The organism is Phytobacter sp. SCO41 (assembly GCF_003073275.1).
In the GTDB taxonomy this organism is placed as follows: domain Bacteria; phylum Pseudomonadota; class Gammaproteobacteria; order Enterobacterales; family Enterobacteriaceae; genus Phytobacter; species Phytobacter diazotrophicus.
In genome coordinates this window covers 3865946-3891573 of record NZ_CP027225.1, presented here as the reverse complement: position 1 = coordinate 3891573, position 25628 = coordinate 3865946, and the positions used below count along the sequence as shown (strand labels likewise).

The window sequence follows — 25628 nt, the reverse complement described above, 5'->3', positions numbered from 1 at the left end:
CACAATGACCGGCGTTTGCCGGGACCTTGTTTCCTCTGGGGTTTGCCTGATCTACCCGTCTATTTAGGGGATGAACAGTAACAAGCCTGGATGGAATAACGATATGTTTCAGACTTCCTGACGCGTTAAACTTTCCCTGCGTCGGGCACCGTCCGCTGCACAATATTCTCGATGTGCACCGCAAGGTAGAGCTTTTCCGAGTTGCTCATGGGGTGGTGATAATTCTTGCTGACGAACTCATTCATTGCTTCGACACATTTCAGCGTAGTTTGATAACGGCGCTGGACCAGTTCGAAGAACTCTTCGTCGTCATTATTTAACACCACCCCATCAATCACCCGTTGGGCAAAGAACTTGAGATGAGTAATAAATCGCTGGTAATTCAGACTATGCTCATCAAGCGGGATATTAAAAAAATACTTCACAATGTTTTGTAACTGATAAATAAGCCGTGTAATTTGTGCGGTTTTTCCCATGGTGTCATTGAGCCCGGCATTCACAATATGCAGAGCGATACTACACGCCTCGCTGTCGGGTAATAATGTTCCGGTGCGGGCGACAACCATCCCCAGCGCCTGGCGGCCAATGGCGTATTCCGCGGTGTAGAAATGGCGAACTTCCCACTCCAGCGGATTGGGTAAAACTTCATTGTTTTGTTGGCGTTGCAGCGCAAAATGCAGGTGGTCTGCGAGGGTCACATAGAGCCCATCGCTGAGCTTGTGCGTCAGTACGCTGCGGGCGTGAGTGATGATATCGGCGGTTAACTGCAAAATATCCACCGGCACTTCGCTGACCAGGTCTTTAAAACGAGCAGAAATTTGCGAATCTTCCAGACGGAATATTTTATCGATGGCGTCACGGTCGATGCTGGCACCGTTGTGGGTATTAAACCCCAGCCCCCGACCGGTTAAAATAACCTCCAGACCATCCTCATCCACTGCGCTGACAACATTATTATTTAATATTTGTTTGACCAGCATCGCCAACTCCTGAAAACAAAAACGGGCAAGACATAAATACAGATATGGGCGGATTGGCCCCTCAGTCTGCATTTAGGTTTTGCCCGATAGTCGGTAACAAGCGTAATGCAGTTAAAACCTAGCACCGCGAAAAAAATAATTCAATGTGACAAAAGGCGTTGCGTAAATTCGTATGTCAAATTGTGATCCGGTCTGCGAAAACGGGCGCGGCGACGGAAAATGTCTGTCAGGTCGCAACCCGGAACCCTTACCCGGCTTAACCAGGTGAATGCGAAGAACGGTTTTATCCGCGGGAGGCCGGGTGGCGGTTTGCCGAGAGTCATTTTTGCGAGCGGCTTTCCGTAATACGAAAAAGCGTTACCCCTGAAACGTGAAAAATGCCACAATAGTGGCTGTTTATACAGTGTTTCAGGTTTATCGATGGCCCTCACCGCCGCGCTAAAAGCGCAAATTGCCGCCTGGTATAAGGCGTTGCAACAACAGATTCCGGACTTTATTCCTCGTGCACCGCAGCGGCAGATGATCGCCGATGTGGCGAAAACGCTCGCCGGGGAAGAGGGGCGGCATCTGGCCATTGAAGCGCCGACAGGCGTCGGTAAGACCCTGTCGTACCTCATTCCCGGCATTGCCATCGCCCGTGAAGAACAAAAAACGCTGGTGGTCAGTACCGCCAACGTCGCCTTGCAGGATCAGATCTACAGCAAAGATTTGCCGCTGCTGCGTAAAATTATCCCCGATTTGCGCTTTACCGCTGCCTTTGGGCGTGGGCGCTACGTCTGCCCGCGTAACCTGACCGCGCTGGCGAGCACCGAGCCTTCGCAGCAAGATCTGCTGGCCTTTCTGGATGACGAATTAACCCCTAATAATCAGGAAGAGCAGAAGCGCTGCGCGAAGCTGAAAGCCGATCTCGACAGCTACAAGTGGGACGGCTTACGCGATCATACAGATCAGGCTATCGAAGACGATCTCTGGCGGCGGCTCAGCACCGACAAAGCCAGTTGTCTCAATCGTAATTGTCACTACTACCGTGAATGCCCGTTTTTTGTCGCCCGGCGTGAGATCCAGGAAGCCGAAGTGGTGGTGGCTAACCATGCGCTGGTGATGGCGGCGATGGAAAGCGAGGCGGTGTTGCCGGAGCCGAAAAACCTGCTGCTGGTGCTGGATGAAGGCCATCATCTGCCGGATGTAGCGCGTGATGCGCTGGAGATGAGTGCCGAGATCACCGCCCCCTGGTTTCGTCTTCAACTTGACCTTTTCTGCAAGCTGGTGGGGACCTGCCTTGAGCAATTTCGCCCGAAAACCACGCCGCCGCTGGCGACGCCTGAGCGTCTGAATGCCCACTGCGAAGAACTCTACGAACTGATTGCTTCGCTTAACAACATCCTCAATTTATATATGCCCGCCGCCCAGGAGGCCGAACACCGGTTTGCGATGGGGGAGTTGCCCGACGAGGTGATGGCTATTTGTCAGCGGCTGGCCAAACTCACCGATATGCTGCGCGGCCTGGCAGAACTGTTTCTCAACGACCTGAGCGAGAAAACCGGCAGCCACGACATTGTGCGTCTGCACCGGGTTCTGTTGCAGATGAACCGGGCGCTGGGAATGTTTGAGGCGCAAAGCAAGTTATGGCGGCTGGCGGCAATGGCGCAGGCCTCTGGCGCGCCGGTAACAAAATGGGCAACCCGTGAAGTGCGCGACGGGCAACTGCATATGTACTTCCACTGTGTTGGCATTCGCGTCAGCGATCAGCTGGAAAAACTGCTCTGGCGCAGCGTGCCGCATATTGTTGTGACCTCTGCGACCCTGCGCTCGTTGAACAGTTTTTCGCGCCTTCAGGAGATGAGCGGGCTGAAAGAGAAAGCAGGCGACCGCTTCGTGAGCCTGGATTCGCCGTTCAATCATGTTGAGCAGGGCAAAATCGTCATTCCACAAATGCGCTATGCCCCGCTGGTAGAGAACGAGGCGGAACATCTTGCCGAGATGGCGGCTTATTTCCGCGAACAGGTTGAGAGCAACGCTCACCGGGGGATGCTGGTTTTGTTCGCCAGTCAGCGGGCGATGCAGCTCTTTTTGACGTTTGTGACCGATCTGCGCCTGTTGTTGCTGGTGCAGGGCGATCAGCCGCGCTACCGTCTGGTGGAACTGCACCGTAAACGTATCGACGGCGGCGAGCGTAGCGTGCTGGTGGGGTTGCAGTCCTTCGCCGAAGGGCTTGATTTAAAAGGTGACTACCTGACCCAGGTGCATATCCATAAAATTGCCTTCCCGCCTATCGACAGCCCGGTGGTGATTACCGAAGGCGAATGGCTTAAAAGCCTCAATCGATACCCTTTCGAGGTGCAAAGTCTCCCCAGCGCCTCCTTTACGCTGATTCAGCAGGTGGGGCGTTTAATACGTAGCCACAGTTGTCACGGTGAAGTGGTGATTTATGACAACCGCCTGCTCAGTAAAAGCTATGGCAAACGTCTGCTGGACGCGCTGCCGGTTTTTCCTATTTCCCAACCAGATGTACCAGACGTTATAGTGAAGAAACCGAAACAAAGCCGCCGTAAGCGCCGCTGACATTGTGAGCCTGTAAGGAGTTTTGATGGATTACCGCAAAATCATTAAAGAGATTGGCCGGGGGAAAAATCATGCCCGCGATCTGGATTTTGATACCGCCCGGGGGCTTTACACCCGGATGCTGGAGGGTGATGTACCCGATCTGGAATTGGGGGGCATCCTGATAGCTCTGCGTATTAAAGGTGAAGGCGAAGCGGAAATGCTCGGTTTTTACGAGGCTATGCAGCAACGTACGATGCGCCTTACGCCTCCGGTCGCGAAACCGATGCCGATTGTTATCCCAAGCTACAACGGTGCGCGTAAACAGGCAAACCTGACGCCACTACTGGCTATTTTATTGCACAAACTGGGTTTCCCGGTGGTGGTCCACGGCGTCAGCGAGGATCCGACGCGGGTAGTCAGCGAAACCATTTTCGCGCTGCTGGGTATTGAGGCGACGCACCATGCGGGTCAGGCCCAGGCACGGCTCGATGGACATCAGCCAGTGTACATTCCGGTGAGCGCGCTGTGCCCGCCGCTGGAAAAACAGTTAGCGCTGCGCTGGATAATGGGCGTGCGTAACAGCGCTCATACGCTGGCGAAACTGGCCACACCGTTTGAGAAAGACGCCGCGCTGCGCCTCTCCAGCGTGTCGCATCCCGAATACGTCTCGCGTGTGGGGAAATTCTTTAGCGATATCGGTGGGCGAGGTTTGTTGATGCACGGAACGGAAGGGGAGGTTTACGCCAATCCACAACGCTGCCCGCAAATCAATCTGATTGATGCGCAGGGGAGCCGCGTTATCTATGAACGTCAGGATGAACTCACAGATGTCGTTCTGCCTGCGGCCAAAGATGCCGAAACCACGGCTAAATGGATTGAACGCTGCCTGGCCGGAAGTGAGCCTGTTCCTCAGTCGATAAAAATTGAGATGGCGTGCTGCCTGGTGGCAACCGGCGAGTCAGAGACGCTTGAGAGCGCATTAGCGCGTATCGACGCGAGTTTTTAAGCGTGGTTTAAACGAAAAAAAGCCCGTCTCATCACTGGACGGGCCAAAAAGGGTAACAACAACAGGGTCAATGAGGGTTGGAGCAGTGTCCGTCGGAGGGTCGCCGACGGGGTAAAACATTCTTATTTGTAGATAACCGCAGTACCGCTCATTTTATTATTGCTATTCGCGGACGTGATGCTGTAACCCGTTGCGCCAGCGGCGGCTGCTTTCTCAGCCAGTTGTGCTTCAAGGCCGTCCAGCGTGGTCGCGCCGTCAGCAGATACGACACCGACTTTATTCATGCTCTGTGCCTGAGACGGGCTGATGGCCTGTGCAGCGAAAGCACCGAAAGAAAGGGTTGAAAGAGCGATAGCGGCTACAGCATATTTGATGGTTTTCATGGTCATAATCTCGCAGGTTATTCTGTTAAGGAGACGTTGTTCCGTCGATGTGATAAGTATCACAGTTTTTTGCGAGAGAGAAAATCTAAGAGAATTGACGACCTTGTTCTAAAAAATTGAACAATCACCAAGTTAATGAAATTATTGTGATTTATTGATGTAAATTATGTATTTTGCCGTTTCGGCAGCCGCGGGATTTTTTTCTGGCACAGAATGCTACTTTATCTGCGGAATTTTGTGCGCAAGGAAGCAACCGCTTGCGCTGATGAGAGAGGTAAAGAACAGTCAACGAAGCTGGCTATCCTTCGATCCTCTGCGATTATATCCTGCATGTGTAGAGTTATGTAAATCTTTCTGTTGCTGGCATTGCAGACAGAAACGAACGCCGGGAATCGCTTTGCGACGCGCTTCCGGAATCGGTTCGCCGCACTCTGCACACTCTTTAAGGCTTTCTCCTTTCGGCAAGTCGTGACGCGCACGCGCCACCGCATCTTCAATGGTGCTGTCTATTTGATCCTGTACCGCCCCGTCATTTGCCCAACCGGATGCCATTGTGTTTTCTCCTCAGTGAGTAAGGACATACCAGTATAATATTTGCGCAAATATTCGCCATTTCAATGTGTGGGTGAACGAAACAGTGTCCACCTGACACATATTTATACCTTAGCGATCATCCGGACGACGCATATCAAAACGCTGCGCGTCGGTAACAGTGTAATAGGCCGTCGGGCCACCCGCGCGCAGGATCGGCTGCGCTTTGGCCGTCTGATAGATGCCATTTTCAAGCAGGGATTCATCAATATGAATGGCAACCGCCTCACCCAGTACCAGCCAGCTATCCAGCGCCTCACCGTTTGCTTTGGTCAGTTGAATGCACTGAGACAGGCGGCACTCAAAATGCACCGGACTTTCTGCGACACGCGGTGCTTTAATCATGCGGCTGGCAAGCGGGGTCAGGCCGCTAAAGGCGAACTCATCTTCGCCGTGTGGGAGTGAGGCGGATGTCTCGTTCATTCGCTCCGCCAGCGCACGGGTCGTCAGATTCCAGACGAACTCTTTGGTCTCACAAATATTGCGCACGCTGTCTTTCCAGCCGCTGCTGGCAAAGCCGATAATAGGCGGGCGGTAATTGAAACAGTTAAAGAAGCTGTACGGGGCGAGATTCTGTCGCCCTTCGCCATCAAGCGAGGAGATCCAGCCGATAGGCCGTGGGCCGATAATCGCATTGAGCGGGTCGTGGGGCAGGCCATGGCCTTGAGACGGTTCGTAAAAATACATTGCGAGTCCCTTTGGGAAGCGAGTTTCTTTAGCCTCACTTATTTACCCTGCCGCCGTCAACGGGTATCTTACGCCGCTGCCAACAGGAGAAAGCCATGAAAGCCCAGAAGCCGGGATTGCACCCGCGTAACCGTCACAATAGCCGCTACGATCTTGACGCCCTTTGCGCCACGATGCCCCCATTGCGTGAATTTATGATTACCAGTCCGGCGGGCGAACCGACGGTTAATTTTGCCGATCCCCTGGCCGTGAAAGCGCTGAATAAAGCGCTGCTGGCGCACTTTTATGGCGTAAAAGAGTGGGATATTCCGCCGGGCTTTCTTTGCCCACCCGTTCCAGGTCGCGCAGACTATATTCACCATCTTGCCGATTTGCTCGCCCAGGACACGGGCGGGGCTGTTCCGTCGCAGGCCAGCGTGCTGGATATCGGCACCGGTGCAAACTGTATCTATCCGCTGATTGGCGCCCATGAATATGGCTGGCGCTTCACCGGCAGCGAAGTCGACAATGCCGCATTCGCCAGCGCACAGGCGATTATCAACGCCAATCCTGGCCTGAGCCGTTCAGTGCGTTTACGTCGACAAAAAGATCCGGCGGCGATCCTGGCGGGCATCATCCATAAAAATGAGCAGTATGATGCCACGCTCTGTAACCCACCTTTTCACGACAGCGCGCAGGCTGCGCAGGCGGGCAGTGAGCGTAAACGCCGCAATCTTGGGCTTGATAATGACGCAGCGCTCAACTTTGGCGGCCAGCAGCAGGAGCTGTGGTGCGAAGGCGGGGAAGTGGCGTTTATCAGCAAGATGATTGATGAGAGCAAACAGTTCGCGCGTCAGGTTCTTTGGTTTACCTCGCTGGTTTCTCGTGGTGATAATTTACCGCCGCTATATCGCGCGCTGACCCAGGCCGGTGCCGTTAACGTGGTCAAAAAAGAGATGTCACAAGGGCAGAAGCAGAGCCGCTTTATCGCCTGGACATTTCAGGATGAGGCCCAGCGCAAGCGCTGGGCGCAAACCCGATTTAAGGCGCAGGCTGAACAGGCGGCTGCGGCGCGTTAACCGCTTGTGGCGCAGGGGTACTGCCCGGCATGGGCAGTATCTGGTAGGTTTGTACCGGCGCGCGAACGTCGGCTAAATCGAAGTGTTTTTTCACCATGCTGTCCAGCGCAAAGCGCACTGTCCACTGTTTAAGCGGCAGCGTGGTGCATGTCACCCTCAGCGTAAACGCGGTATTGGTTAGTCCGACCAGCCCGGCAAATGTCGGCTCGCCAATAATCAGCCCACGAATATCCTCCATCTCCATCAACTCCGCGACCGCATCTTTTAATGCCTGATTCGCTTTTTCCGTGTTTTCGTGGCGATCCACATCATAGTTGGCGACAACCGAACCGATCCCGCGCACGAAGTTGGCAAAGGTGGTTATCGATGACCACGGAATAATATGGTACGCCCCGGTATCCTGGCGTACGCCAACGGAACGAATCGACATCCGTTCAACCGTACCGGTGAGCGGGCCAATGGTCACGAGATCCCCGGTGTTCATCCCATTTTCAAACTGAATAAAGATGCCGGTAATAATATCTTTCACCAGGGTTTGCGAACCGAAAGAGATCGCCAGACCCAGTGCTCCGGCACCCGCCAGCAGCGGCGCGATATTAACGCCTATCTCCGAGAGCACAATCATCACCGTGATGGTACTGATCACCACCGCCAGCGCGTTACGGAACAGGGTTAACAGCGTACGGGTACGCGCGCTGGGAAGCGGCCTGCCGTGAATATCGGAGGCGAGGCGGTTTTCGATAATGCTTGCCAGCACCGTCCAGCCCACGGCAGAGAAAAACAGAATCAGGGCAATGCGAATAATAATATCAACCGCTTTTTCGCCTGCGCCATAGGTCAGCCAGTACCAGAAATCGAACAGGCCCCAGGCGTTGAGCAACAGCAGTACGGTGGCGCAAACAATGAGGATTCGTGCCGCTTTCATCGACGCAGAAAGCCAGCCGTTAAGCCGCTTTTGCAGTTCCGGGTAGTTACGCTGCACCTGCGGTGACAGGGTGATGGTCTTATTAATCCAGCGCGACAGCATGCCGGAAAGAAACGCCGCGATGCTTAAAATCGCCACACTGTGCAATGACGCTCCCATCATAAATTTCAGGCTGTTGCCGGGATCAAAGAGTGAGAAGAAGAACAGCACGATGAAGTAAGCGCTGGCGAGCCAGTGCCAGATAAGCGCGAAAGCGCGAATAAACAGACTAAAGAAGGCAAGTGAATGGTCCGCCAGATGGATCAGGTTGTGCTGGATGATGCGCTTATTGCGAAAGATCAGATACAGCGCCCAGACGGTAATACAGAGCATGATGGTCACGTTAGCCAGCGCGCCTACCTGCACATTCACCTGATTGGAGATAATCGGCACGGCGACAAGCAAACCGTAGCCGATGAGGCTGCTCAGCGCACTGAGTCGCAGATGCCAGTAGCGGGCGGTGTCGTCCTCAATACGAAATGGGCGCAGCTCCGGAATGCGTGGACAGAAGATAAGCCGCAGAATGGCTTTAAAGAATTCAATCAGTGCAAAAGCATTTAAAAACAGGCTTTGCTGAAAAGCGATGGTCCGGTTTCCATTATTCAGATTGGCGCTAAGTATCTGACCGACAAACAGCGTTAGCGCCAGCAACAGCAGGTCAACGATAAACGCCCCGATAATCATCGCCGGAAGCTGTAACCAGTTATTGCGCTCGCGGTTTTTATTACGCCCCCAGTAGCCCATTTTGCGGTACAACGGCATCACGGCAAGACGCACCAGCAGCCAGAAGGCGAACACCAGTATGGCGAGCAGTAAAAAATGTCCGGCGGCACTGGTAAAGGTTTCCGGGTTAAACGCCTTATGCGGAGAGCCGGTAATGTTGCGATAGAGTTGAGCAAACCGCGACGCGAACTCTTCACCATAGTGGCTGCTGACTTCCGTAACGTTCTCCAGTACCGTTTTTTGCTCAACGATTTGCGGTGGCGTAATGACGGGAACGGGTTCTTGTGGCGGTGTCGCTGCGACTTTGCGCAGTTGATCAATCAGCTCCTGGCGTGATTGCGGGTTATCCAGCACATCGGCCAGCGCGGCATAGGCGGCTTTTTTCTGCTCAATATCGGGGGTTGGGGTTTCGGCGGTGGGCTGTGTGCTCGTGGCCCCGGTTGTAACGCCGGGAATACCAGCCGCCTGCGCGGGCAGCCAAATAAGACTGATGAGTAACAGGATCCACGGCATGGGTGCCTCCGGCGAGAAAGTCCAGCAAAATGATAAGTATAGATGCCGGGAAACGCGTCGAAGGAAATGAGATAAATCCGGGGAGAAGGGAAGATAACCCTCTTCCCGACGGGAAGAGGGTAGCGACAACTCAGGAGACGTGCTGCAAGAATTCCTGCAAGCGCGGGCTTGGCGGGTTCTCGATAAGCGTCTGTGGATTGCCGTCTTCGGCAATACGGCCTTTATCAATGAAGATCAGACGAGAGGCCACTTTCTCGGCAAAACCGATTTCGTGCGTCACGATAACCATCGTCATGCCTTCTTCGGCCAGATCCTGCATGACTTTCAGCACCTCATGGCGCAGCTCCGGGTCGAGTGCGGAGGTCGGTTCATCAAACAGCATCATCTTTGGTTTTACCGCCAGCGCGCGGGCGATAGCCACACGTTGCTGTTGGCCGCCGGACAACTCAGACGGATAGTGATGCGCACGCTCGGCAAGGCCGACTTTCGCCAGCAGCTCTTTTGCCAGTTTCTCGGCTTCGTCTTTTTTCGCACCGCGCACGCGCAGCGGACCAAACATAACGTTTTCCAGCGCGGTCAGGTGTGGGAACAGATAAAACTGCTGAAACACCATCCCGGCTTCCTGACGAATCAGACGCTCGTCAACTTTGGGATCGTTCACTTTCAGGCCATCAACAATCAACTCACCGCTGGTGATCTCTTCGAGCTTGTTGATGCAGCGCAGCAGGGTAGATTTACCTGAGCCCGACGGCCCGATAATCACCACCACTTCGCCCTGGGTAATGTTCAGGTCGATGTTATGCAGCACCTGGGTTTGACCAAAGTGCTTGGAGACATTTTTAAATTCAATCACAGGATTTTCATCCTTCTTTCAAGACGACGCAAAATAAAGCTCAGCACCAGGGTGATGATCAGATAAACAACCGCAACGGCACTCCAGATTTCCAGGGCGCGGAAGTTGCCGGCGATGATCTCCTGGCCCTGACGGGTCAGCTCGGCGACGCCGATAACAATGAACAGAGAAGTGTCTTTAATGCTGATGATCCACTGGTTACCCAGCGGTGGCAGCATACGACGCAGCGCCAGTGGCAGGATAACGTGGCGGATGGTTTCACCCTTAGACAGCCCCAGCGCCAGGCCTGCTTCACGAAAACCTTTATGAATGGACAGTACCGCACCACGGGTGATTTCCGCGATATACGCGCCCGAGTTAATCATGATGGTGATAACGGCGGCGCTAAAGGGGTCGATACGCAAATCGTTGAATGCCATGGGCAGGGCGAAGTAGATAAACATCACCTGAACAACAATCGGGGTACCGCGAATAATCTCAATAAAAACGAGTGCGATGTGGTTGGCGATCCAGCCGCCAAAGGTGCGTGCGAAACCTGCCGCCAGTCCAATAATCAAGCCGCCAACTAAGCCGAGGACCGAGATCCAAAGCGTCATTTTTGCGCCTTCAATCAGAAGCGGAATGGCAGGCCAAATGGCACTCCAGTCAAACTGCATGATGAATTCCTGTAAACCGTGGTGGAAATATACAAACACCCATAGTGCCGGTTTCCCGGCCTACGGGTGATAAGTCTGCTTACGTAGGCCCGGTAAGCTTAGCGCTGCCGGGCAACACTACCGCACAGAACAAAATATTATTTAGGCTCGGTACCGAACCATTTTTTATAGATTTCGTTGTAAGTACCGTTATCGCGCAGCGTTTTCAGCGCGCCGTTCACTTTTTCACGCAGCTCGTCGCTACCTTTCGGGAACGCGATACCGTACTGCTGTGCTTCCAGTGAATCACCTACCGCTTTGAACTGACCGTTACCTGCGGTTTTGATGAAATAGAGAATGTTCGGAGTATCGTGCAGGACCGCATCAGCACGGTTGGTACCCAGTTCCATGTACGCGTTGTCGATGTTCGGGAACTGACGCAGGTCTTTGGTTTTGATATTCGCTTTCGCGTAATCAACAGAACCGGTACCGCTCTTCACGGCAACCACTTTACCGTCGAGATCTTTTACGCTTTTTACGTCGTTATTATTGGCTTTAACCATCACCATCAGGCCGCTTTTGTAGTAGCCATCAGAGAACTCAACCGCTTTCTTACGTTCTTCGGTGATGGTGATACCAGCCAGCGCCAGGTCAACGTTTTTAGTTTGCAGAGCCGGGATGATGCCGCTGAAATCCATCGGCTTTAACTCGTAATCCAGTTTCAGTTCTTTCGCGATAGCGGCCCACAGATCAACGTCGAAACCAACGTATTTGTCGCCCTGCTTGAATTCGAATGGAACGAATGCGGTGTCGGTTGCGACAACCAGTTTGTTTGCAGCCTGGGAAGAAACAGCAAAGGCGAGAGCGAGTGTAGCCAGGGAAAGTTTGAATACAGACTTCATAGTTTTTCCTTTTATATCCACGGGGCGATCCCCTGCGAGAACGTACGCAGTATGAAAAAATCATGCCAGGTTTACAACCTGTTGTTTTGTAAAGAGGCGATCTTCTGAATCTGTGCCCTGAACGAAGCGCAAGTGACGTTATGCACCATTTTGGGGCTTCATATTGGTGCGTATTAACTTCTGCACAGAAAACACGATTATTTAGCGCAGGAATGCACCATTTAACAATCTTTTCTTAACAATTTTGTGAAGTGATGATAACAGTCTGGCGGTCTTTCGAGTGGGGAAGAACAAAATGATGCACCATAAAAGTGCAAACCCCTTTGCCGGGGCGGCAAAGGGGTCATCTGAAGTATTTATGTTAGCGACAGGGCTTATTCGATGTTGGATTCGATAAACCACAGGAATTTATCCAGGTCGCGTGAAGCAGCGGTAAAGATATCTGCGGTATCTTCATCTTTTGCTTCGCTGATGGCTTTGCGTACATCGTTCGCGACGATAGCATAACGGTCAGCCAGTTCTTTCAGGTGATCCTGGACGCTGTGAATGTCCAGCGGGTAACTTTTCAGTGCCGTTTTGCTGTTGATGACCTGCGTTGTGCCCAGTGCGACACCACCTAACTGCACGGCACGCTCTGCCATGGTATCAAGGTGATCAACAAGGGCAGTACGGAAGCCGTCGAGCATTTCATGGACGGCGATGAAGTTAGCACCGCGCATATTCCAGTGAGCCTGTTTTGTGATCAGTGACAGGTCAATGAACTGGATCACCTGGCGATTAAGCAACTCGATAGTCGCTTTTTTATCGCTGTCTGATACATCGTTACGGGTATAAAGCAGATTAGACGCTTTCGTTTTAACCAGTTTAGCGGTACTCATAATCTCATATCCTCTTGATGTTTGTGTCCCAGGTAATTATCGAAACTAAGTATAGCACCAGATTTTTGATTGCTGTTTTGGATATACCTATCGGTTCAATAGCAGCGATAAACATACCTCTATACTGGAGAGTAATAATTATTATTTCGCCATTGACGACGGGTATAAATTATCGGGAACGTGGCTTTGGGATGTAAGAATATATATTGAAGTGTGACAATTTATCGCAATGAAACAGCTTTTATTGGCATGAATGCTTATTCAGCATGATACGATAACCATGCTGAATAATAATTATTATCCCATCTCCACCTTCTCGACTTTTACTTTTCTGCGTAGCGTCATGGTTGAGCCTATTGAGGCAATAACGATGCACATCAGCGCGGCAACCTGTTGAAGGGAAAGCGTTTCACTCAAGAAGACCATGCCTGATACTGCCGCCAGGGCGGGTTCCATGCTCATCAGTGTCCCAAAGGTGCGCGTCGGTAACCGGGTGAGGGCAATCATTTCCAGCGAATAAGGCAGTGCGGTCGATAATATTGCGACCGCTATTCCCAGCGGTAGCACAGACCATTGCCATAATAGAGCGCTGGACTGGAAAGTGCCTAAAGGTACAAAAACCAGCGCGGCTATTAATGAACCCAGTGCAACGGTTGCCGGACCATGTTCTTCCCCGGCCTTATGACCAGAAATAATATATACAGCCCAGCATGCGCCTGCGCCGAGCGCATATGCCGCGCCGGTTAAATCGACATGGGAAACATTGTCACCAAGCGGTAATAAATACCACAGACCGAGCACCGCCAGAATGACCCACAGAAAATCAATGGGGCGACGGGAGCCAAAAAGAGCAACGGACAGGGGGCCGACGAACTCCAGCGCAACCGCAATACCCAGAGGTATAGTCTGAATAGAGAGATAAAACATGTAGTTCATCGCCCCCAGCGATAAACCATAGGCCAGAAGGGGCAGGCGCTGTTCGCGGGTAAAACGCAGACGCCAGGGTTTAAAGATAACCACCAGAATCAGCGTACCCAGTGCCAGACGGAGCGCGGTCATTCCCGGTGCGCCCACTATCGGAAATAGCGATTTTGCCAGTGATGCGCCCCCCTGTATCGAACACATCGCAATGAGCAACACCACCACAGATAACCAAACCGGTATCTTACGAGACGACCCAGGCATCCTTTCTCCTGTCAAATTATGTCAATCAAAGTAAAACCTGCAGTCTACTTGAAATAGCCCCGGCTGGTTGAGACTTTGTTGAAAAACAGTGGCTAAAAATACGTAAAATAGATGACAGTTGATGGTTAATTAACCTGTCCGATTAGGAATAATCTGGATGAACATGCCGGGTAACACGCTTCATAATGGCATGTCCTGCGGAAAAATGACCGTTTAATGAAAGAGTTAGTAAGCTTATGAAATGTTCTGTTACATGAAATGGGCCATTAGACATCGTTTATCCCAAAGAGTTTCTTAACAATTTTTGATATATTTAAAACTTAGGATTTACTTGAAGCACATTTGAGGTGGTTATGAAAAAAATTGCATGTCTTTCAGCACTGGCCGCTGTTCTGGCGGTATCCGCAGGTTCCGCTTTTGCAGCTACTTCCACTGTTACCGGTGGTTACGCACAGAGCGACGCTCAGGGTGTAGCGAACAAAGCAAACGGCTTCAACCTGAAATACCGCTACGAGCAGGACAACAACCCGCTGGGTGTTATTGGCTCCTTCACGTACACTGAAAAAGATCGCACTGAAGATGGCGTCTATAACAAAGGCCAGTACTACGGTATCACTGCAGGTCCGGCTTACCGTCTGAACGACTGGGCAAGCATCTACGGTGTTGTAGGTGTTGGCTACGGCAAATTCCAGCAGACCGTTGACACTGCTAAAACTTCCGATACCAGCGACTACGGCTTCTCCTACGGCGCGGGTCTGCAGTTTAACCCGATGGAAAACGTTGCACTGGACTTCTCCTACGAGCAGTCTCGCATTCGTAGCGTTGACGTAGGCACCTGGATCGCAGGCGTCGGCTACCGTTTCTAATTCGGCTGGCAATAAAAAATCCGCCTCAAGGGGCGGATTTTTTTTGCCTGCTATTCAGAAATTCGCTTAGCGGTGCGTATCGAAAACATCGGTCGCCAGGCGGTCGTAGTCAATTTTCTGTAACTTAAAGTTGGTAATGTAGACTGGCTCGGCTTTTTGCTCGGACATGAACGGGTAAGAATTTTTAATCTCTTGTGTGGTAATCCCCGTCCACTGCGAGAAGAAGCTCAGGAAATCGTTCGCAGAACGGCGCGCTTTAATCACCCGATGCTTTGTGTCATCGCTCGACAGCACCATAAACGGCACCTGGAAGTTTTGTTTAAACAGGTCGTCATGCGCCAGATATTGCACATCCGTCCCACGCTCTCTGAATGTCAGACCATGGTCAGAGAAGTAGACCATTGAGAAACTGTCATTCGTGGCGACCAGTTGGGAGTAGAGTTTACCCAGCAGTTCATCCGTTGCGGTGATGGAATAGAGATAGCAAGAGGTCTCTTTTGACTGGACGAACTCGCTGTATTTACCGCCGGAGCGCTCGCAGGTTGAAGGGTGTGAGCCCATCAGATGCAGCACAATTAACTGCGGCTGGTTGCGTTTGGTGGCCAGTACCTGATTAGTCAGCTTAAGCAGATCGTCATCACGGGTGTTTTTATCCGCTTCGAAATCACCGCTTTTCAGGAACTGCACTTCATCCGCGCGTTTCGCGATACTGGCAATGGCGGTGTCGTACTCGCCAATTTGCCCCTGATTGGAGAACCACCAGGTCTGGAAGCCCGCACGGTTTGCGAGGGTGACAAAGTTATCCTGATACTGCGGCTTATCATCGACCACACGGTTGAGCGTCAGGCCCAGCGATTTCTGTGTCGAGCCGCTGGCAGAGATGTAATCCATAAAGAATGTGCCATTGGCCTGGCTTTCGAACGGCGTGTTGTTCCAGTGGCCGCCAAAGGCGCCCGCCGCGTCACGGCGTACACTCTCGCCAATCACCACCACATAGGTGTGATACTTTGGTTTGACGCCAAGGACGGTCCAGGTGTCCTTCATACTGGCGAGCTGCGCCATGTTTTCCTGCTCTTTCACCACTTCGTAGTTGTTCACTGCCACATCGCGCACGAAGCGCAGCACCGGAACGCCGGTATCAATGAGCCTGAACTCAAAGCCGCGGAAGTGGTTTTGTACCGGGCCAATAAAATAGGACGCAACGCAAAATACCACGCCGAGCGTATCCCATTTCAGCCACGGGGTTGACGGCTGCGTTACCCGGCGACGCATTGACACAATACCCATCGCAAAGATAAATGCTCCGATAGCGTAGTGGTGCCACGGGAAAATAGTCAGAATTTCCGTCGACTCTTCCATATTGGTCGAGTGCAGGGCCAGCAGGGTATTAAAGTTCGGTGCGCCATAGGCCTGGCCAAACGGGAAATAGCTGGCGGCGACAAGCGAGGTAATACCGATGACAATTTTTTGCGCCCGGGGCGCATGCCGCCACAGTACGCACAGAGCACAGGTAAAGACCACGGCGTACAGGACACTAAATTCATAACCAAGAGCAAAATTAATCAACATTGACTGGAGAAAGTAGAAACCTGTCCACGGATTGATCGTCTGGCTGCGGAAGGCAACGGATTCTTTAAGGATTATGCTCATAGATTACTTCACGAAAACGCCATGTGCTCACCCTGGCGAAAGGGTCAAAACCTGCCGGACAGTGCGTGGAGAGGGGAAGAGGTCCGCTTCTGCGAGCCGCAATTTGTGCAGGGCTGCGCAAAGATAAAGTTAGCCGTGCTGAAGGTCAACACCTGCTACCGTGTCGTTTTGGGAGGGCGGTTGCAAATCAAACAAATAAGTGAAAATTATGTGCGGGCAATCCGATGATAACGGGAGAATGTGACGGAAAAATGAAGCGGCGTACCGCGACGCCGCATTAATGAGAAGTTTTATCGTCTTTCTGTGGCTTACCGTTAAACATATCACACAGCATGTTCAGCAGCAGCAGACGAACCTTAAACGGGGAGTGAGTAAACACGCTCATGCACCTCTGAAATTCGTTCATATTGACCTCCTTACTGACTTGTTCGCTCCCGACCATCCATGCCCGGTTGAACGTATTACATACAGATATAGCACAGGCTATATTTTATAGCTATGGCTAAGACGTTAATTTTTTGTGCTGGTTCACCTATGGTTTACAATGTGCCTTCTCTTATATGATGCGGGTATCGCGTCACCCCTCAGAGGAAGCACAATGAACCGTCGCGCAGGTAAGCAAACAATAAAAAAAGTGACGCTGGTAAATGTTGAAGAGCACGTGGAAGGCTTTCGTCAGGTGCGCGAAGCGCATCGCCGCGAGCTGATCGACGATTATGTTGAATTGATTTCAGATTTAATCCGCGAAGTGGGCGAAGCTCGCCAGGTGGATATGGCCGCGCGGCTGGGTGTCTCTCAGCCAACGGTAGCAAAAATGTTAAAACGTCTGGCGACGGTAGGGCTGATTGAGCAAATTCCCTGGCGCGGGGTGTTTCTGACGCCGGAAGGGGAGAGACTCGCCCAGGCCAGCCGCGAACGCCATCAAATTGTTGAAAGCTTTTTACTGGTGCTCGGTGTGAGCCCGGAGATTGCACGCCGTGACGCGGAAGGAATGGAACACCACGTCAGTGAAGAAACGCTTGAGCGTTTTCGTCTGTTCACTTTGCAACAAGGGTTGCCGTCTGAATGAACCTTCCATTCTTTCGCGCGTTACTGCGCGATCGCTTTTTGCACCTCCTGCTGGTTATTGGTCTGGGTCTCTGTTTTGCCGTTCCTTTTGCGCCTGCCACCTGGCCGGGTGCCATTGACTGGCACACCATTATTACCCTCAGCGGTTTGATGCTGCTGACGAAAGGTGTGGAGCTGAGCGGCTATTTTGATGTGCTGGGGCGTCGTATGGTTCGGCGTTTTCGTACCGAGCGGCAACTGGCCATGTTTATGGTCCTGGCGGCGGCACTCCTTTCCACTTTCCTGACCAATGACGTGGCGCTGTTTATCGTGGTGCCGCTTACCATCACCTTAAAAAAACTGTGCGAAATCCCGGTCAATCGGTTGATCATTTTTGAGGCGCTGGCCGTAAACGCGGGTTCGTTGTTAACCCCCATTGGCAACCCGCAAAATATCCTGATTTGGGGACGTTCCGGGATGTCATTCCCGGCCTTTATCTGGCAGATGACACCCCTGGCGCTGGCGATGATGGTGACGCTGCTGGTGCTGTGCTGGTTCTGTTTTTCCAGTAAGACGCTTAATTACCATAGCGGCGTTAAAAACCCGGACTGGAAACCCAGGCTGGTCTGGAGTTGCCTGGGCTTTTACCTGGTCTTTATTACGGCGCTGGAGCTAAAGCAGGAGCTGTGGGGACTGGTGGTGGTGGGTGTGGGCTTCTTATTGCTCGCAAGACGCGTTGTGTTAAGCGTGGACTGGACGTTGCTGCTGGTGTTTATCGCCATGTTTATCGACGTGCATTTACTGATCCAGTTGCCCGCATTGCACCATTTGCTCGCCAGTACCAGCCAGCTTTCGCCGTCCGGTCTGTGGCTTACGGCGATTGGTCTGTCGCAGTTTATCAGTAATGTACCCGCGACCATTTTACTGCTCAATTATGTGCCGCCAGACACTCTGCTGGCCTGGGCGGTCAATGTCGGTGGATTTGGCCTGTTGCCCGGCTCGCTGGCGAATCTGATTGCGCTGCGTATGGCGAATGACCGTCGCATCTGGTGGCGCTTCCACGTTTATTCCCTTCCCATGCTGCTGTGGGCCGCGCTGGTTGGCTACGGACTATTCCTGGTCAGATAGTGCTGATTTGTCAGTTTATCCTGGCAAATGTATAGCTACCGCCTAAGTTTAGTGAACGGCGTAACTGTGACGCCGTTCACTGACAGGACTGTTGCGTACTATGGCAGAACATTCAACCGCCCCTGAGAACGGGCAGGAAACTCAAACAGAAGAGACGCAAAACCGCAAACGCCCCGGTAAAAAGCCCCTCATTATCCTCGGCATTGTGGTGATTGTGATGGTTGTCGTCGCGCTGGTGTGGTGGTTACTGACCCGCAATGAAGAGACGACAGACGATGCGTTCACCGACGGCGATGCGGTCACCATTGCGCCGAAGGTGGCGGGCTACGTCACTGAACTGCGAGTCAAAGATAACCAGCAGGTGAAAAAGGGCGATCTGCTGGTGGTGATTGATCCCCGTGACGCCACGGCGCAGCGCGATCAGGCGCAGGCGCAACTTGGGCTGGCAACGGCGCAGCTCCACCAGGCGCAGGCACAACTGGATTTGTCAAAAGTGCAATACCCGGCCCAGCGCGACGAAGCGCGGGCGCAGGTGTTGAAGGCGCAGGCGGATTTAGCTAACGCGCAGGCTGCCTATAAACGCCAGCGCGGTGTCGATCCTCGCGCCACGACACAACAAAATATCGACAGCGCCAATGCGCAGTTACGCAGCGCGCAGGCACAACTGGCGAGCGCGCAGGCGCAACTGGAAGTGGCGGATCAGGTGCAGTTGCAGATTCGCCAGCAGGAGACCAATGTCGAGGCCCGTCAGCGTCAGGTGGATCAGGCGAAAGCACAGCTTGAAACCGCCGAGCTGAATCTCTCCTGGACTGAGGTCCGTGCGCCGTTCGACGGGTTTGTCACCAAACGTAATGTACAAACCGGCACCCTGGTGCAGGCGGGTACGGCGCTGTTTTCGCTGGTCTCACCGCAAATCTGGGTGACGGCGAATTTCAAAGAATCGCAGCTTGAACGCATGCGTCCGGGCAATAAAGTGACGGTGAAGGTCGATGCCTGGCCGGATCTGGAGCTGGAAGGGCACGTTGACAGTATTCAGCAGGGGAGCGGTTCGAAGTTCTCTGCTTTCCCGTCCGAGAACGCTACCGGTAACTTTGTCAAAATCGTCCAGCGCGTACCGGTGAAAATCGTCATTGATAAAGGGCTGGATACGAACCGTCCGTTGCCGCTGGGTCTGTCAGTTGAACCGAAGGTAACCGTGGAATGACAGACGTTAGCCATGAAAACTGGCGACCGGCCAGTAATCCATGGGCCGTCGCCTGGGTGGTGACGCTGGCGGTCTTTATGGAGATCCTCGATACCACCATCGTTAACGTCGCACTGCCGCATGTTGCCGGTTCGCTTTCCGCCAGTTACGACGAATCCACCTGGGTACTGACCAGTTATCTGGTGGCCAATGGTATCGTGCTACCCATTTCGGCGTTTCTCAGCCGCGTGTTCGGTCGCAAGCAGTTTTTCCTGATTTGCATCGTGATGTTCACGATTTGCTCCTTCTTGTGCGGTATCGCGACGGAACTGTGGCAAATCATTCTTTTTCGCGTGCTACAGGGCTTTTTTGGCGGCGGCTTGCAGCCAACGCAACAGTCGGTGCTGCTGGATTACTTCAAGCCTGAGGATCGTGGCAAAGCGTTTGGCCTCTCTTCGATTGCCATCATTGTTGCCCCCGTAATGGGGCCAACATTGGGCGGCTGGATCACCGATAACTACTCCTGGCGCTGGGTCTTTTTTATCAATATCCCGGTCGGTATTGTCACGGTACTCGCGATTTATCAGCTACTGGAAGACCCGCCGTGGGAGCGTAAATCGGACAAAAAATTGACCATCGACTGGCCGGGGATCGGCCTTATCGCCCTCGGACTCGGTTGCCTGCAGGTGATGCTGGACCGTGGGGAAGATGAAGACTGGTTCGCCTCTGATTTTACTCGCATTTTTGCCGTACTGACGGCAGTCGGCATTGTCGGCGCGATTTACTGGCTGCTATATGCCAAAAAGCCAGTGGTGGATTTGCGCTGTATGGCCGATAAAAACTTTGCTGTCTCCAGTCTGCTGATGGCGGGTATGGCGATGATCCTCTATGGCAGCTCCGTGGTGATCCCACAACTGGCGCAGCAGGATCTGGGCTACACCGCTACCTGGTCCGGGCTGGTACTGTCACCGGGCGCGGTACTTATTGTGCTGACTATCCCGCTGGTGCTCAAACTGATGCCCATCGTGCAAACGCGCTGGATCATCGCCTTTGGCTTTTTCTGCCTCGCGGCCTCGTTCTGGTGGTCGCGTACGCTGACGCCGGATATCGATTTTGAAACCCTGATGCTGTTTCGCAGCGCGCAATCGATAGGCCTGGGCTTCCTGTTTGTACCGCTGACCACCATTGCTTTTATTACCATTCCTCGCCAGCTTAATGCCGATGCGGCCGCGCTGTTCACGATGTTCCGCAATGTCGCGGGATCGGTGGGCATTTCGCTTTCGACGGCGGCGATAACCGAACGGTCGCAGGCGCACAGTGCGCATCTGGCCTATAACATGTCGCCGCTTAATGAACAATTCCAACTGGCGGTGCGCGAATCAGCGCAGGCGATCCGCAATTTCACTGCACTGGTGGGTGACCCGATGAATACAGCGATGGGGCAGATGTATAAAACGATGATCGCGCAGTCGCGTTTTCTGGCCTATATCGACGTGTTCACACTGCTCAGTATTGTCGCACTGTTATTGATTCCTTTTTGTTTACTGCTATCGCCGATTAAGAGCGAAGGCAGCGCAGGAGCACATTAATATGTCCAGGCGTGGTGTTTCACTGACATTTCTCTCTCTTTGGCTGGCAGGCTGTAGCGTGGGTCCGGATTACCAGCAGCCGTCGCCGCAAACCCCAACGCACTGGAACGATCCGGGCGATAAAACCGTGGCCTCGCAGACCGTGTCGCAGGCGGTTAACCCGCGCTGGTGGACCACCTTTCAGTCACCGCAACTTAATAGCCTGATTGAGCGTGCTATCGCCGGGAATCTCTCGTTGCAACAAACGGTGCTACGTATCGCAGGGGCGCGTGAACAGATTAATCAGGCTGGCGGCGCATTTTTACCGGCGGTCAACGGCAGCGTCAAAGCCACGCGCCAGCAACTGGGGCTGGAAGGGGAGCTGAAATCCCACGATGTTTACGGCCAACTGGACAATGTTGACCCGCAAATCGCCGGGGCGCTGGGGGCGTTAACGCAGCCGGTGAACCTTTATCAGGGCAGTTTCGACGCGCAGTGGGAGTTGGATCTGTGGGGTAAAGTACGCCGTCAGGTTGAAGGGGCGCAGGCGCAGCAGCAGCAGGCGATTGAACAGCGTAACGATGCGCTGGTGTCGCTGGAGGCGGAAGTAGCGCGTGCGTGGCTGCAACTGCGCGGCGCGCAAAGCGTTATCTCCACTTTGCAGACGCAAATCGAGACGGCGCAGCAAACCTATACCCTGACGGATAACCGCCAGCGTAGTGGGTTGTCGCCGCAAATGGACGTTGAAAATGCCCGGGCCCAGGTGGGTAGCCTGGAAGCGCAACTACCGCAGTATCAGGCCCAGGAGCGTCAGGCCATGAATGCGCTGGCGATTTTGCTCGGCAAACCGCCAGGTGCGCTGGATAGCGAACTCAGGAATGTGCAGCCATTGCCGAAGCTGCCTGCGCTGGTCTCAACCGGCATTCCGTCGACGCTTGCCCGCAGACGCCCGGATATTCGTGAGGCAGAGGCGTCATTACACGCCGCGACGGCGCAAATTGGCGTCTCTGTCGCGCAGCTTTTCCCGAGCCTGACGCTGAGCGGGCAGTTTGGCTTGCGTAACAGTGAGACCGACTGGCTCACCGACTGGAGCAGCCATTTCTACAGTTTCGGCCCGCAGATTTCTATCCCTATCTTTCAGGGCGGGCGGCTGGTCTCGAGCGTGAAACTGGCCCGCGCGCAGCAGGGGGCGGCGGTGCTCAATTACCGCCAGACGGTGCTGGAAGCGCTGGGGGATGTGGAAAATGCGCTGGTCAGCTATCGCGCCGATCAGCAGCGCGAGGCCGGGCTGGATAAAACCCTTGATGCGCTGCATAACGCCTTTACGCTGGCCAGCGACAGTTATCGGCAAGGTATTGCCAGCTTTATCGATGTGCTTGATGCCCAACGTCAACTGGCGCAGGCGGAGCAGCAACGTGCGCAGGCGCGGGTGCAGAGCAGTCTGGATTTAGTGGCGCTGTATAAAGCGCTTGGCGGCGGCTGGGAGCCTTATCAGCAGGTGCGTTTGCCGGAATATTCTGTCTTTGGCGATGCCCCGCGCGGATAAGGTTTAGAGGATTGGGCAAGAAACAGACAGGATCGCCACATTCCACAGCACGCCGTATTGCGTATAACTATCTGCGTCAACCAACAGTGTGAGGAGACGCCAAATGCGTTATCAAAAACTCGGCAATACCGGTCTGTTTGTTTCTGAACTGTGCCTCGGCACCATGACGTTCGGTGGTGAGGGCGGCATGTGGGGCAAAATTGGGCAACTGGATCAGGCGCAGGCGGACAAGCTGGTCGGCAGCGCGCTGGACGCAGGCATCAACTTTATCGATACCGCTAACGTCTATTCCGAAGGTCGCTCCGAGCAAATCACCGGGCAGGCACTGAAAAACCTCAAGGTGCCGCGTGAAAATGTGGTGGTGGCGACCAAAGTGTTCGGCGAAACCGGCACGGCGGGGGTGAACTCGCGCGGCAGTTCCCGCTATCACATTATTGGCAGCGTGAAAGAGAGCCTGAAACGGATGCAGCTCGATCATATCGATCTCTATCAGTTGCACGGCTTTGACCCGGCGACGCCCATGGAAGAGATGCTCTACGCGCTGGATAACCTCGTACAACATGGGCATGTCCGCTATATCGGCGTATCCAACTGGGCGGCGTGGCAGATTGCCAAAGCACTGGGCATATCTGAACGGCTTGGGCTGGCGCGTTTCGCGTCCTTGCAGGCCTATTACACTATTGCCGGACGTGACCTGGAGCGTGAACTGGCGCCGATGCTGCAAAGCGAAAATGTGGGCCTGATGGTCTGGAGCCCGCTGGCGGGCGGCCTGCTTAGTGGTAAATATAGCCGCGATGGCAAGGGCGAAGAGGGCAGTCGTCGTCTGGCGTTTGACTTCCCGCCGGTGAACAAAGACCGCGCGTTTGACTGCATCGACGTGATGCGCGTTATCGCCGAGGCAAAAGGTGTTTCTGTCGCACAGATAGCGCTGGCCTGGCTGCTTCATCAGCCGGTAGTAAGCAGCGTGATCATCGGCGCTAAACGCCCGGATCAGCTTGAGGACAATATCGCCGCGACCCATATTCGCTTAACGGAAGAGGAGTTGCGCCAGCTTGATGCAGTGAGTGCGTTGCCGCGCGAATACCCCGGCTGGATGCTCGAACGCCAGGGTGAATATCGTCGTAACCAGTTAGCCCACAAGTAACCCCGCATTTTGATTTTTCCCCGGCGGCATGTCGCTGACCGGGGATTTTTCTTCCCACCTAATTTCTCAATCCCGCTCACAAAAACGATCCTTTCGTTTTGCCTGACTTTTCACCTTTGACTATATGACTAGTCATATACATGAAATGACTAGTCATATGATGAGGGAGATGTCCAGATGAGTAAAACGTTGCCGCCAGGCTTTTTATGGGGAAATTCCGTTTCCAGTATGCAGACCGAAGGGGCATGGAATGAAGGTGGAAAAGGGCCATCGGTTTACGACATTCGCGAAGCCAGCGAGTTTGCTTCTGACTGGAAAGTCGCGACCGATTCCTACCATCGTTATCAGGAAGATTTTGATTACATGCGCGATTTGGGCATGAACTGCTACCGCTTTCAGATATCCTGGAGCCGTGTCTGCCCGGACGGTGACGGCGCGTTCAACGAGGAAGGTATCGCCTTCTACGATCGCTTTATCAACGATCTGCTCGCTCGCGGTATCGAACCGATGATCTGCCTGTACCACTTCGATATGCCGCTGGCGCTGGCGGAAAAATACAATGGTTTTACCGATCGTCACGTGCTGGACGCGTTTGTCCGCTATGGGCAGAAGATGATCGACTGCTTTGGCGATCGCGTAACCTGGTGGCTGACGTTCAACGAGCAGAATATCTACCATATGCCGGAAGCGTTTCGGGTTAGCGGCTATCTGCGTGGCGACAAAACGTTGCGTGAGCTGTATCAAATTCAGCACCACGTGATGATGGCCCACGTACAGCTAACCCAGTACCTGCATGAGACCAAACCCGGCAAACTGATGGGCGGTATGCTGGCCCATCAGCTTGTCTATCCTGCGACCTGTAAACCGCGTGATGTTTTTTGTGCCCAGCAATACGACGAGTTTCTCAATCAGAATCTCCTTCGGGTGTTTGCCGGCCAGGGCTATAGCCCGGCGGTGATGGCGGTGGTTGAGCGCGAAGGCTTTAGCGATATCTATCGTGCTGAGGATCTGGCGCTCATTGCCCGTGTGAAAAGCGACTATATGGCGTTTAGCTATTACGCCAGCAAGGCGCTTAACAGCGATGCGATCGCACCAGACGCGCCGGTGAACTATTACCTGCAACAGGGCGATGTGCCTAATCCGTATTTGCACGCCACCGAATGGAACTGGCAAATCGACCCCCTCGGTTTTCGCGCCATTATCACCCGCTACTACAACGACTGGTGCTTGCCGGTTTTCCCTATTGAAAACGGTATCGGCGTGATTGAAACCTGGGACGGGGTGAATCCTATTAATGACGATTACCGCATTGCCTATCACCGTGATCACCTGCAGGCGATGAAAGACGCCATGTTTGAAGATGGCGCGCAGGTGGTGGGCTATCTCGGCTGGGGGCTTATCGACATTCTCAGCTCACAGGGTGATATGCGTAAGCGTTATGGCGTGGTCTACGTCAATCGCGAAAACCATGACCTAAAAGATCTTAAACGCGTGCCGAAACGGAGCTACGCCTGGTTAAAACAGGTGATACACAGCAACGGCCGCGAATTGTAAACAGCAGCGTACCGTTTGATGCCGAACGAAGGGAGACCAT

General features: G+C 53.4%; 23 protein-coding genes. 11 read left to right on the top strand and 12 right to left on the bottom strand.

What is annotated here, in order from left to right; all coding sequences use genetic code 11:
* Positions 1–125: 125 nt before the first annotated feature.
* Positions 126–980: a BglG family transcription antiterminator LicT gene (gene licT / locus C5523_RS18985; protein WP_039077213.1), complete on the bottom strand. Its 855-nt coding sequence runs from the start codon at positions 978–980 to the stop codon at positions 126–128.
* Positions 981–1400: 420 nt separating this feature from the next.
* Between licT and dinG the strand changes: the two genes are divergently transcribed.
* Together dinG and ybiB are read left to right on the top strand one after the other, a co-directional pair.
* Complete coding sequence (dinG, locus tag C5523_RS18975; protein ID WP_108701775.1) at positions 1401–3542, top strand: ATP-dependent DNA helicase DinG; 2142 nt, start codon at positions 1401–1403, stop codon at positions 3540–3542.
* Between the two features lie 25 nt (positions 3543–3567).
* A complete protein-coding gene (gene ybiB / locus C5523_RS18970; protein ID WP_039077211.1) occupies positions 3568–4530 on the top strand; it encodes a DNA-binding protein YbiB in 963 nt (320 codons plus the stop codon).
* A 122-nt stretch (positions 4531–4652) separates the two neighbouring features.
* Here ybiB and ybiJ read toward each other — a convergent pair whose 3' ends face one another.
* The 3 genes from ybiJ to C5523_RS18950 form a co-directional block, all read right to left on the bottom strand.
* Positions 4653–4913, bottom strand: a complete 261-nt coding sequence (gene ybiJ / locus C5523_RS18965; protein ID WP_039077264.1) for a DUF1471 family protein YbiJ — start codon at positions 4911–4913, stop codon at positions 4653–4655.
* 285 nt (positions 4914–5198) lie between these two features.
* Complete coding sequence (locus C5523_RS18955; protein ID WP_039077210.1) at positions 5199–5465, bottom strand: DksA/TraR family C4-type zinc finger protein; 267 nt, start codon at positions 5463–5465, stop codon at positions 5199–5201.
* A gap of 111 nt (positions 5466–5576) precedes the next feature.
* Entirely contained in the window at positions 5577–6191 is a 615-nt protein-coding gene (locus C5523_RS18950; protein WP_107222929.1) for a flavin reductase family protein, read from the bottom strand.
* 95 nt (positions 6192–6286) lie between these two features.
* Here C5523_RS18950 and rlmF point away from each other — a divergent pair, with 95 nt between their 5' ends.
* On the top strand, positions 6287–7249 hold the full coding sequence (gene rlmF / locus C5523_RS18945; RefSeq protein ID WP_108701774.1) for a 23S rRNA (adenine(1618)-N(6))-methyltransferase RlmF: 963 nt from the start codon (positions 6287–6289) through the stop codon (positions 7247–7249).
* On the opposite strand, the gene ybiO is transcribed toward rlmF, so the two are convergent.
* The 6 genes from ybiO to rhtA all read right to left on the bottom strand — a co-directional run bounded on the left by ybiO (position 7212) and on the right by rhtA (position 13902).
* On the bottom strand, positions 7212–9449 hold the full coding sequence (gene ybiO / locus C5523_RS18940) for a mechanosensitive channel protein (RefSeq protein ID WP_108701773.1): 2238 nt from the start codon (positions 9447–9449) through the stop codon (positions 7212–7214). The two genes, rlmF and ybiO, sit on opposite strands and share 38 nt — an antisense overlap.
* Before the next feature lie 130 nt (positions 9450–9579).
* Positions 9580–10302: a glutamine ABC transporter ATP-binding protein GlnQ gene (gene glnQ, locus C5523_RS18935; RefSeq protein ID WP_039077206.1), complete on the bottom strand. Its 723-nt coding sequence runs from the start codon at positions 10300–10302 to the stop codon at positions 9580–9582.
* The gene (gene glnP, locus C5523_RS18930; protein ID WP_071195613.1) at positions 10299–10958 is read right to left on the bottom strand and encodes a glutamine ABC transporter permease GlnP; all 660 of its coding nucleotides are present in this window, start codon (positions 10956–10958) and stop codon (positions 10299–10301) included. Before glnP ends, glnQ begins: the two co-directional genes overlap by 4 nt.
* Positions 10959–11095: 137 nt before the next feature.
* On the bottom strand, positions 11096–11839 hold the full coding sequence (gene glnH / locus C5523_RS18925; RefSeq protein ID WP_039077204.1) for a glutamine ABC transporter substrate-binding protein GlnH: 744 nt from the start codon (positions 11837–11839) through the stop codon (positions 11096–11098).
* 374 nt (positions 11840–12213) lie between these two features.
* Positions 12214–12717: a DNA starvation/stationary phase protection protein Dps gene (gene dps, locus C5523_RS18920; protein WP_039077203.1), complete on the bottom strand. Its 504-nt coding sequence runs from the start codon at positions 12715–12717 to the stop codon at positions 12214–12216.
* A 297-nt stretch (positions 12718–13014) separates the two neighbouring features.
* Complete coding sequence (gene rhtA, locus C5523_RS18915) at positions 13015–13902, bottom strand: threonine/homoserine exporter RhtA (RefSeq protein WP_108701772.1); 888 nt, start codon at positions 13900–13902, stop codon at positions 13015–13017.
* A 353-nt stretch (positions 13903–14255) separates the two neighbouring features.
* On the opposite strand from rhtA, the gene ompX reads away from it, so the two are divergent.
* Positions 14256–14768: an outer membrane protein OmpX gene (gene ompX / locus C5523_RS18910; RefSeq protein ID WP_039077201.1), complete on the top strand. Its 513-nt coding sequence runs from the start codon at positions 14256–14258 to the stop codon at positions 14766–14768.
* Between the two features lie 66 nt (positions 14769–14834).
* On the opposite strand, the gene C5523_RS18905 is transcribed toward ompX, so the two are convergent.
* Positions 14835–16418, bottom strand: coding sequence for a phosphoethanolamine transferase (locus C5523_RS18905; protein WP_108701771.1), 1584 nt, complete (start codon positions 16416–16418; stop codon positions 14835–14837).
* Positions 16419–16695: 277 nt separating this feature from the next.
* Complete coding sequence (gene mntS, locus C5523_RS18895; RefSeq protein WP_039077199.1) at positions 16696–16824, bottom strand: manganase accumulation protein MntS; 129 nt, start codon at positions 16822–16824, stop codon at positions 16696–16698.
* A gap of 192 nt (positions 16825–17016) precedes the next feature.
* Between mntS and mntR the strand changes: the two genes are divergently transcribed.
* The 7 genes from mntR (at position 17017) to C5523_RS18860 (ending at position 25588) form a co-directional block, all read left to right on the top strand.
* A complete protein-coding gene (gene mntR / locus C5523_RS18890) occupies positions 17017–17487 on the top strand; it encodes a manganese-binding transcriptional regulator MntR (RefSeq protein WP_039077198.1) in 471 nt (156 codons plus the stop codon).
* Positions 17484–18593: an anion transporter gene (locus C5523_RS18885; protein WP_039077197.1), complete on the top strand. Its 1110-nt coding sequence runs from the start codon at positions 17484–17486 to the stop codon at positions 18591–18593. Before mntR ends, C5523_RS18885 begins: the two co-directional genes overlap by 4 nt.
* 100 nt (positions 18594–18693) lie before the next feature.
* Entirely contained in the window at positions 18694–19797 is a 1104-nt protein-coding gene (locus C5523_RS18880; protein WP_103245799.1) for an HlyD family secretion protein, read from the top strand.
* Positions 19794–21365, top strand: a complete 1572-nt coding sequence (locus tag C5523_RS18875) for a DHA2 family efflux MFS transporter permease subunit (RefSeq protein WP_071195617.1) — start codon at positions 19794–19796, stop codon at positions 21363–21365. Before C5523_RS18880 ends, C5523_RS18875 begins: the two co-directional genes overlap by 4 nt.
* A 1-nt stretch (position 21366) precedes the next feature.
* Positions 21367–22890 (top strand): efflux transporter outer membrane subunit, encoded by a 1524-nt coding sequence (locus C5523_RS18870; RefSeq protein ID WP_039077194.1) that lies wholly within the window; start codon positions 21367–21369, stop codon positions 22888–22890.
* Between the two features lie 103 nt (positions 22891–22993).
* Positions 22994–24034 carry an aldo/keto reductase gene (locus C5523_RS18865; RefSeq protein WP_039077193.1) on the top strand — a complete coding sequence of 347 codons (1041 nt, stop codon included), beginning with the start codon at positions 22994–22996 and terminating at the stop codon, positions 24032–24034.
* Positions 24035–24211: 177 nt separating this feature from the next.
* Positions 24212–25588: a glycoside hydrolase family 1 protein gene (locus tag C5523_RS18860; RefSeq protein WP_108701770.1), complete on the top strand. Its 1377-nt coding sequence runs from the start codon at positions 24212–24214 to the stop codon at positions 25586–25588.
* Positions 25589–25628 lie beyond the last annotated feature (40 nt).

Excerpts from the sequence above, each read along its gene's own strand:
- ybiJ (WP_039077264.1), bottom strand. The coding sequence starts at position 4,913 with ATGAAAACCATCAAATATGCTGTAGCCGCTATCGCTCTTTCAACCCTT.
- ompX (WP_039077201.1), top strand. The coding sequence starts at position 14,256 with ATGAAAAAAATTGCATGTCTTTCAGCACTGGCCGCTGTTCTGGCGGTA.
- C5523_RS18865 (WP_039077193.1), top strand. The coding sequence starts at position 22,994 with ATGCGTTATCAAAAACTCGGCAATACCGGTCTGTTTGTTTCTGAACTG.
- rlmF (WP_108701774.1), top strand. The coding sequence starts at position 6,287 with ATGAAAGCCCAGAAGCCGGGATTGCACCCGCGTAACCGTCACAATAGC.
- C5523_RS18875 (WP_071195617.1), top strand. The coding sequence starts at position 19,794 with ATGACAGACGTTAGCCATGAAAACTGGCGACCGGCCAGTAATCCATGG.
- mntS (WP_039077199.1), bottom strand. The coding sequence starts at position 16,824 with ATGAACGAATTTCAGAGGTGCATGAGCGTGTTTACTCACTCCCCGTTT.
- ybiB (WP_039077211.1), top strand. The coding sequence starts at position 3,568 with ATGGATTACCGCAAAATCATTAAAGAGATTGGCCGGGGGAAAAATCAT.
- dps (WP_039077203.1), bottom strand. The coding sequence starts at position 12,717 with ATGAGTACCGCTAAACTGGTTAAAACGAAAGCGTCTAATCTGCTTTAT.
- C5523_RS18860 (WP_108701770.1), top strand. The coding sequence starts at position 24,212 with ATGAGTAAAACGTTGCCGCCAGGCTTTTTATGGGGAAATTCCGTTTCC.
- C5523_RS18880 (WP_103245799.1), top strand. The coding sequence starts at position 18,694 with ATGGCAGAACATTCAACCGCCCCTGAGAACGGGCAGGAAACTCAAACA.
- dinG (WP_108701775.1), top strand. The coding sequence starts at position 1,401 with ATGGCCCTCACCGCCGCGCTAAAAGCGCAAATTGCCGCCTGGTATAAG.
- mntR (WP_039077198.1), top strand. The coding sequence starts at position 17,017 with ATGAACCGTCGCGCAGGTAAGCAAACAATAAAAAAAGTGACGCTGGTA.
- licT (WP_039077213.1), bottom strand. The coding sequence starts at position 980 with ATGCTGGTCAAACAAATATTAAATAATAATGTTGTCAGCGCAGTGGAT.
- C5523_RS18950 (WP_107222929.1), bottom strand. The coding sequence starts at position 6,191 with ATGTATTTTTACGAACCGTCTCAAGGCCATGGCCTGCCCCACGACCCG.
- glnP (WP_071195613.1), bottom strand. The coding sequence starts at position 10,958 with ATGCAGTTTGACTGGAGTGCCATTTGGCCTGCCATTCCGCTTCTGATT.
- C5523_RS18885 (WP_039077197.1), top strand. The coding sequence starts at position 17,484 with ATGAACCTTCCATTCTTTCGCGCGTTACTGCGCGATCGCTTTTTGCAC.
- glnH (WP_039077204.1), bottom strand. The coding sequence starts at position 11,839 with ATGAAGTCTGTATTCAAACTTTCCCTGGCTACACTCGCTCTCGCCTTT.
- rhtA (WP_108701772.1), bottom strand. The coding sequence starts at position 13,902 with ATGCCTGGGTCGTCTCGTAAGATACCGGTTTGGTTATCTGTGGTGGTG.
- C5523_RS18870 (WP_039077194.1), top strand. The coding sequence starts at position 21,367 with ATGTCCAGGCGTGGTGTTTCACTGACATTTCTCTCTCTTTGGCTGGCA.
- ybiO (WP_108701773.1), bottom strand. The coding sequence starts at position 9,449 with ATGCCGTGGATCCTGTTACTCATCAGTCTTATTTGGCTGCCCGCGCAG.
- C5523_RS18955 (WP_039077210.1), bottom strand. The coding sequence starts at position 5,465 with ATGGCATCCGGTTGGGCAAATGACGGGGCGGTACAGGATCAAATAGAC.
- C5523_RS18905 (WP_108701771.1), bottom strand. The coding sequence starts at position 16,418 with ATGAGCATAATCCTTAAAGAATCCGTTGCCTTCCGCAGCCAGACGATC.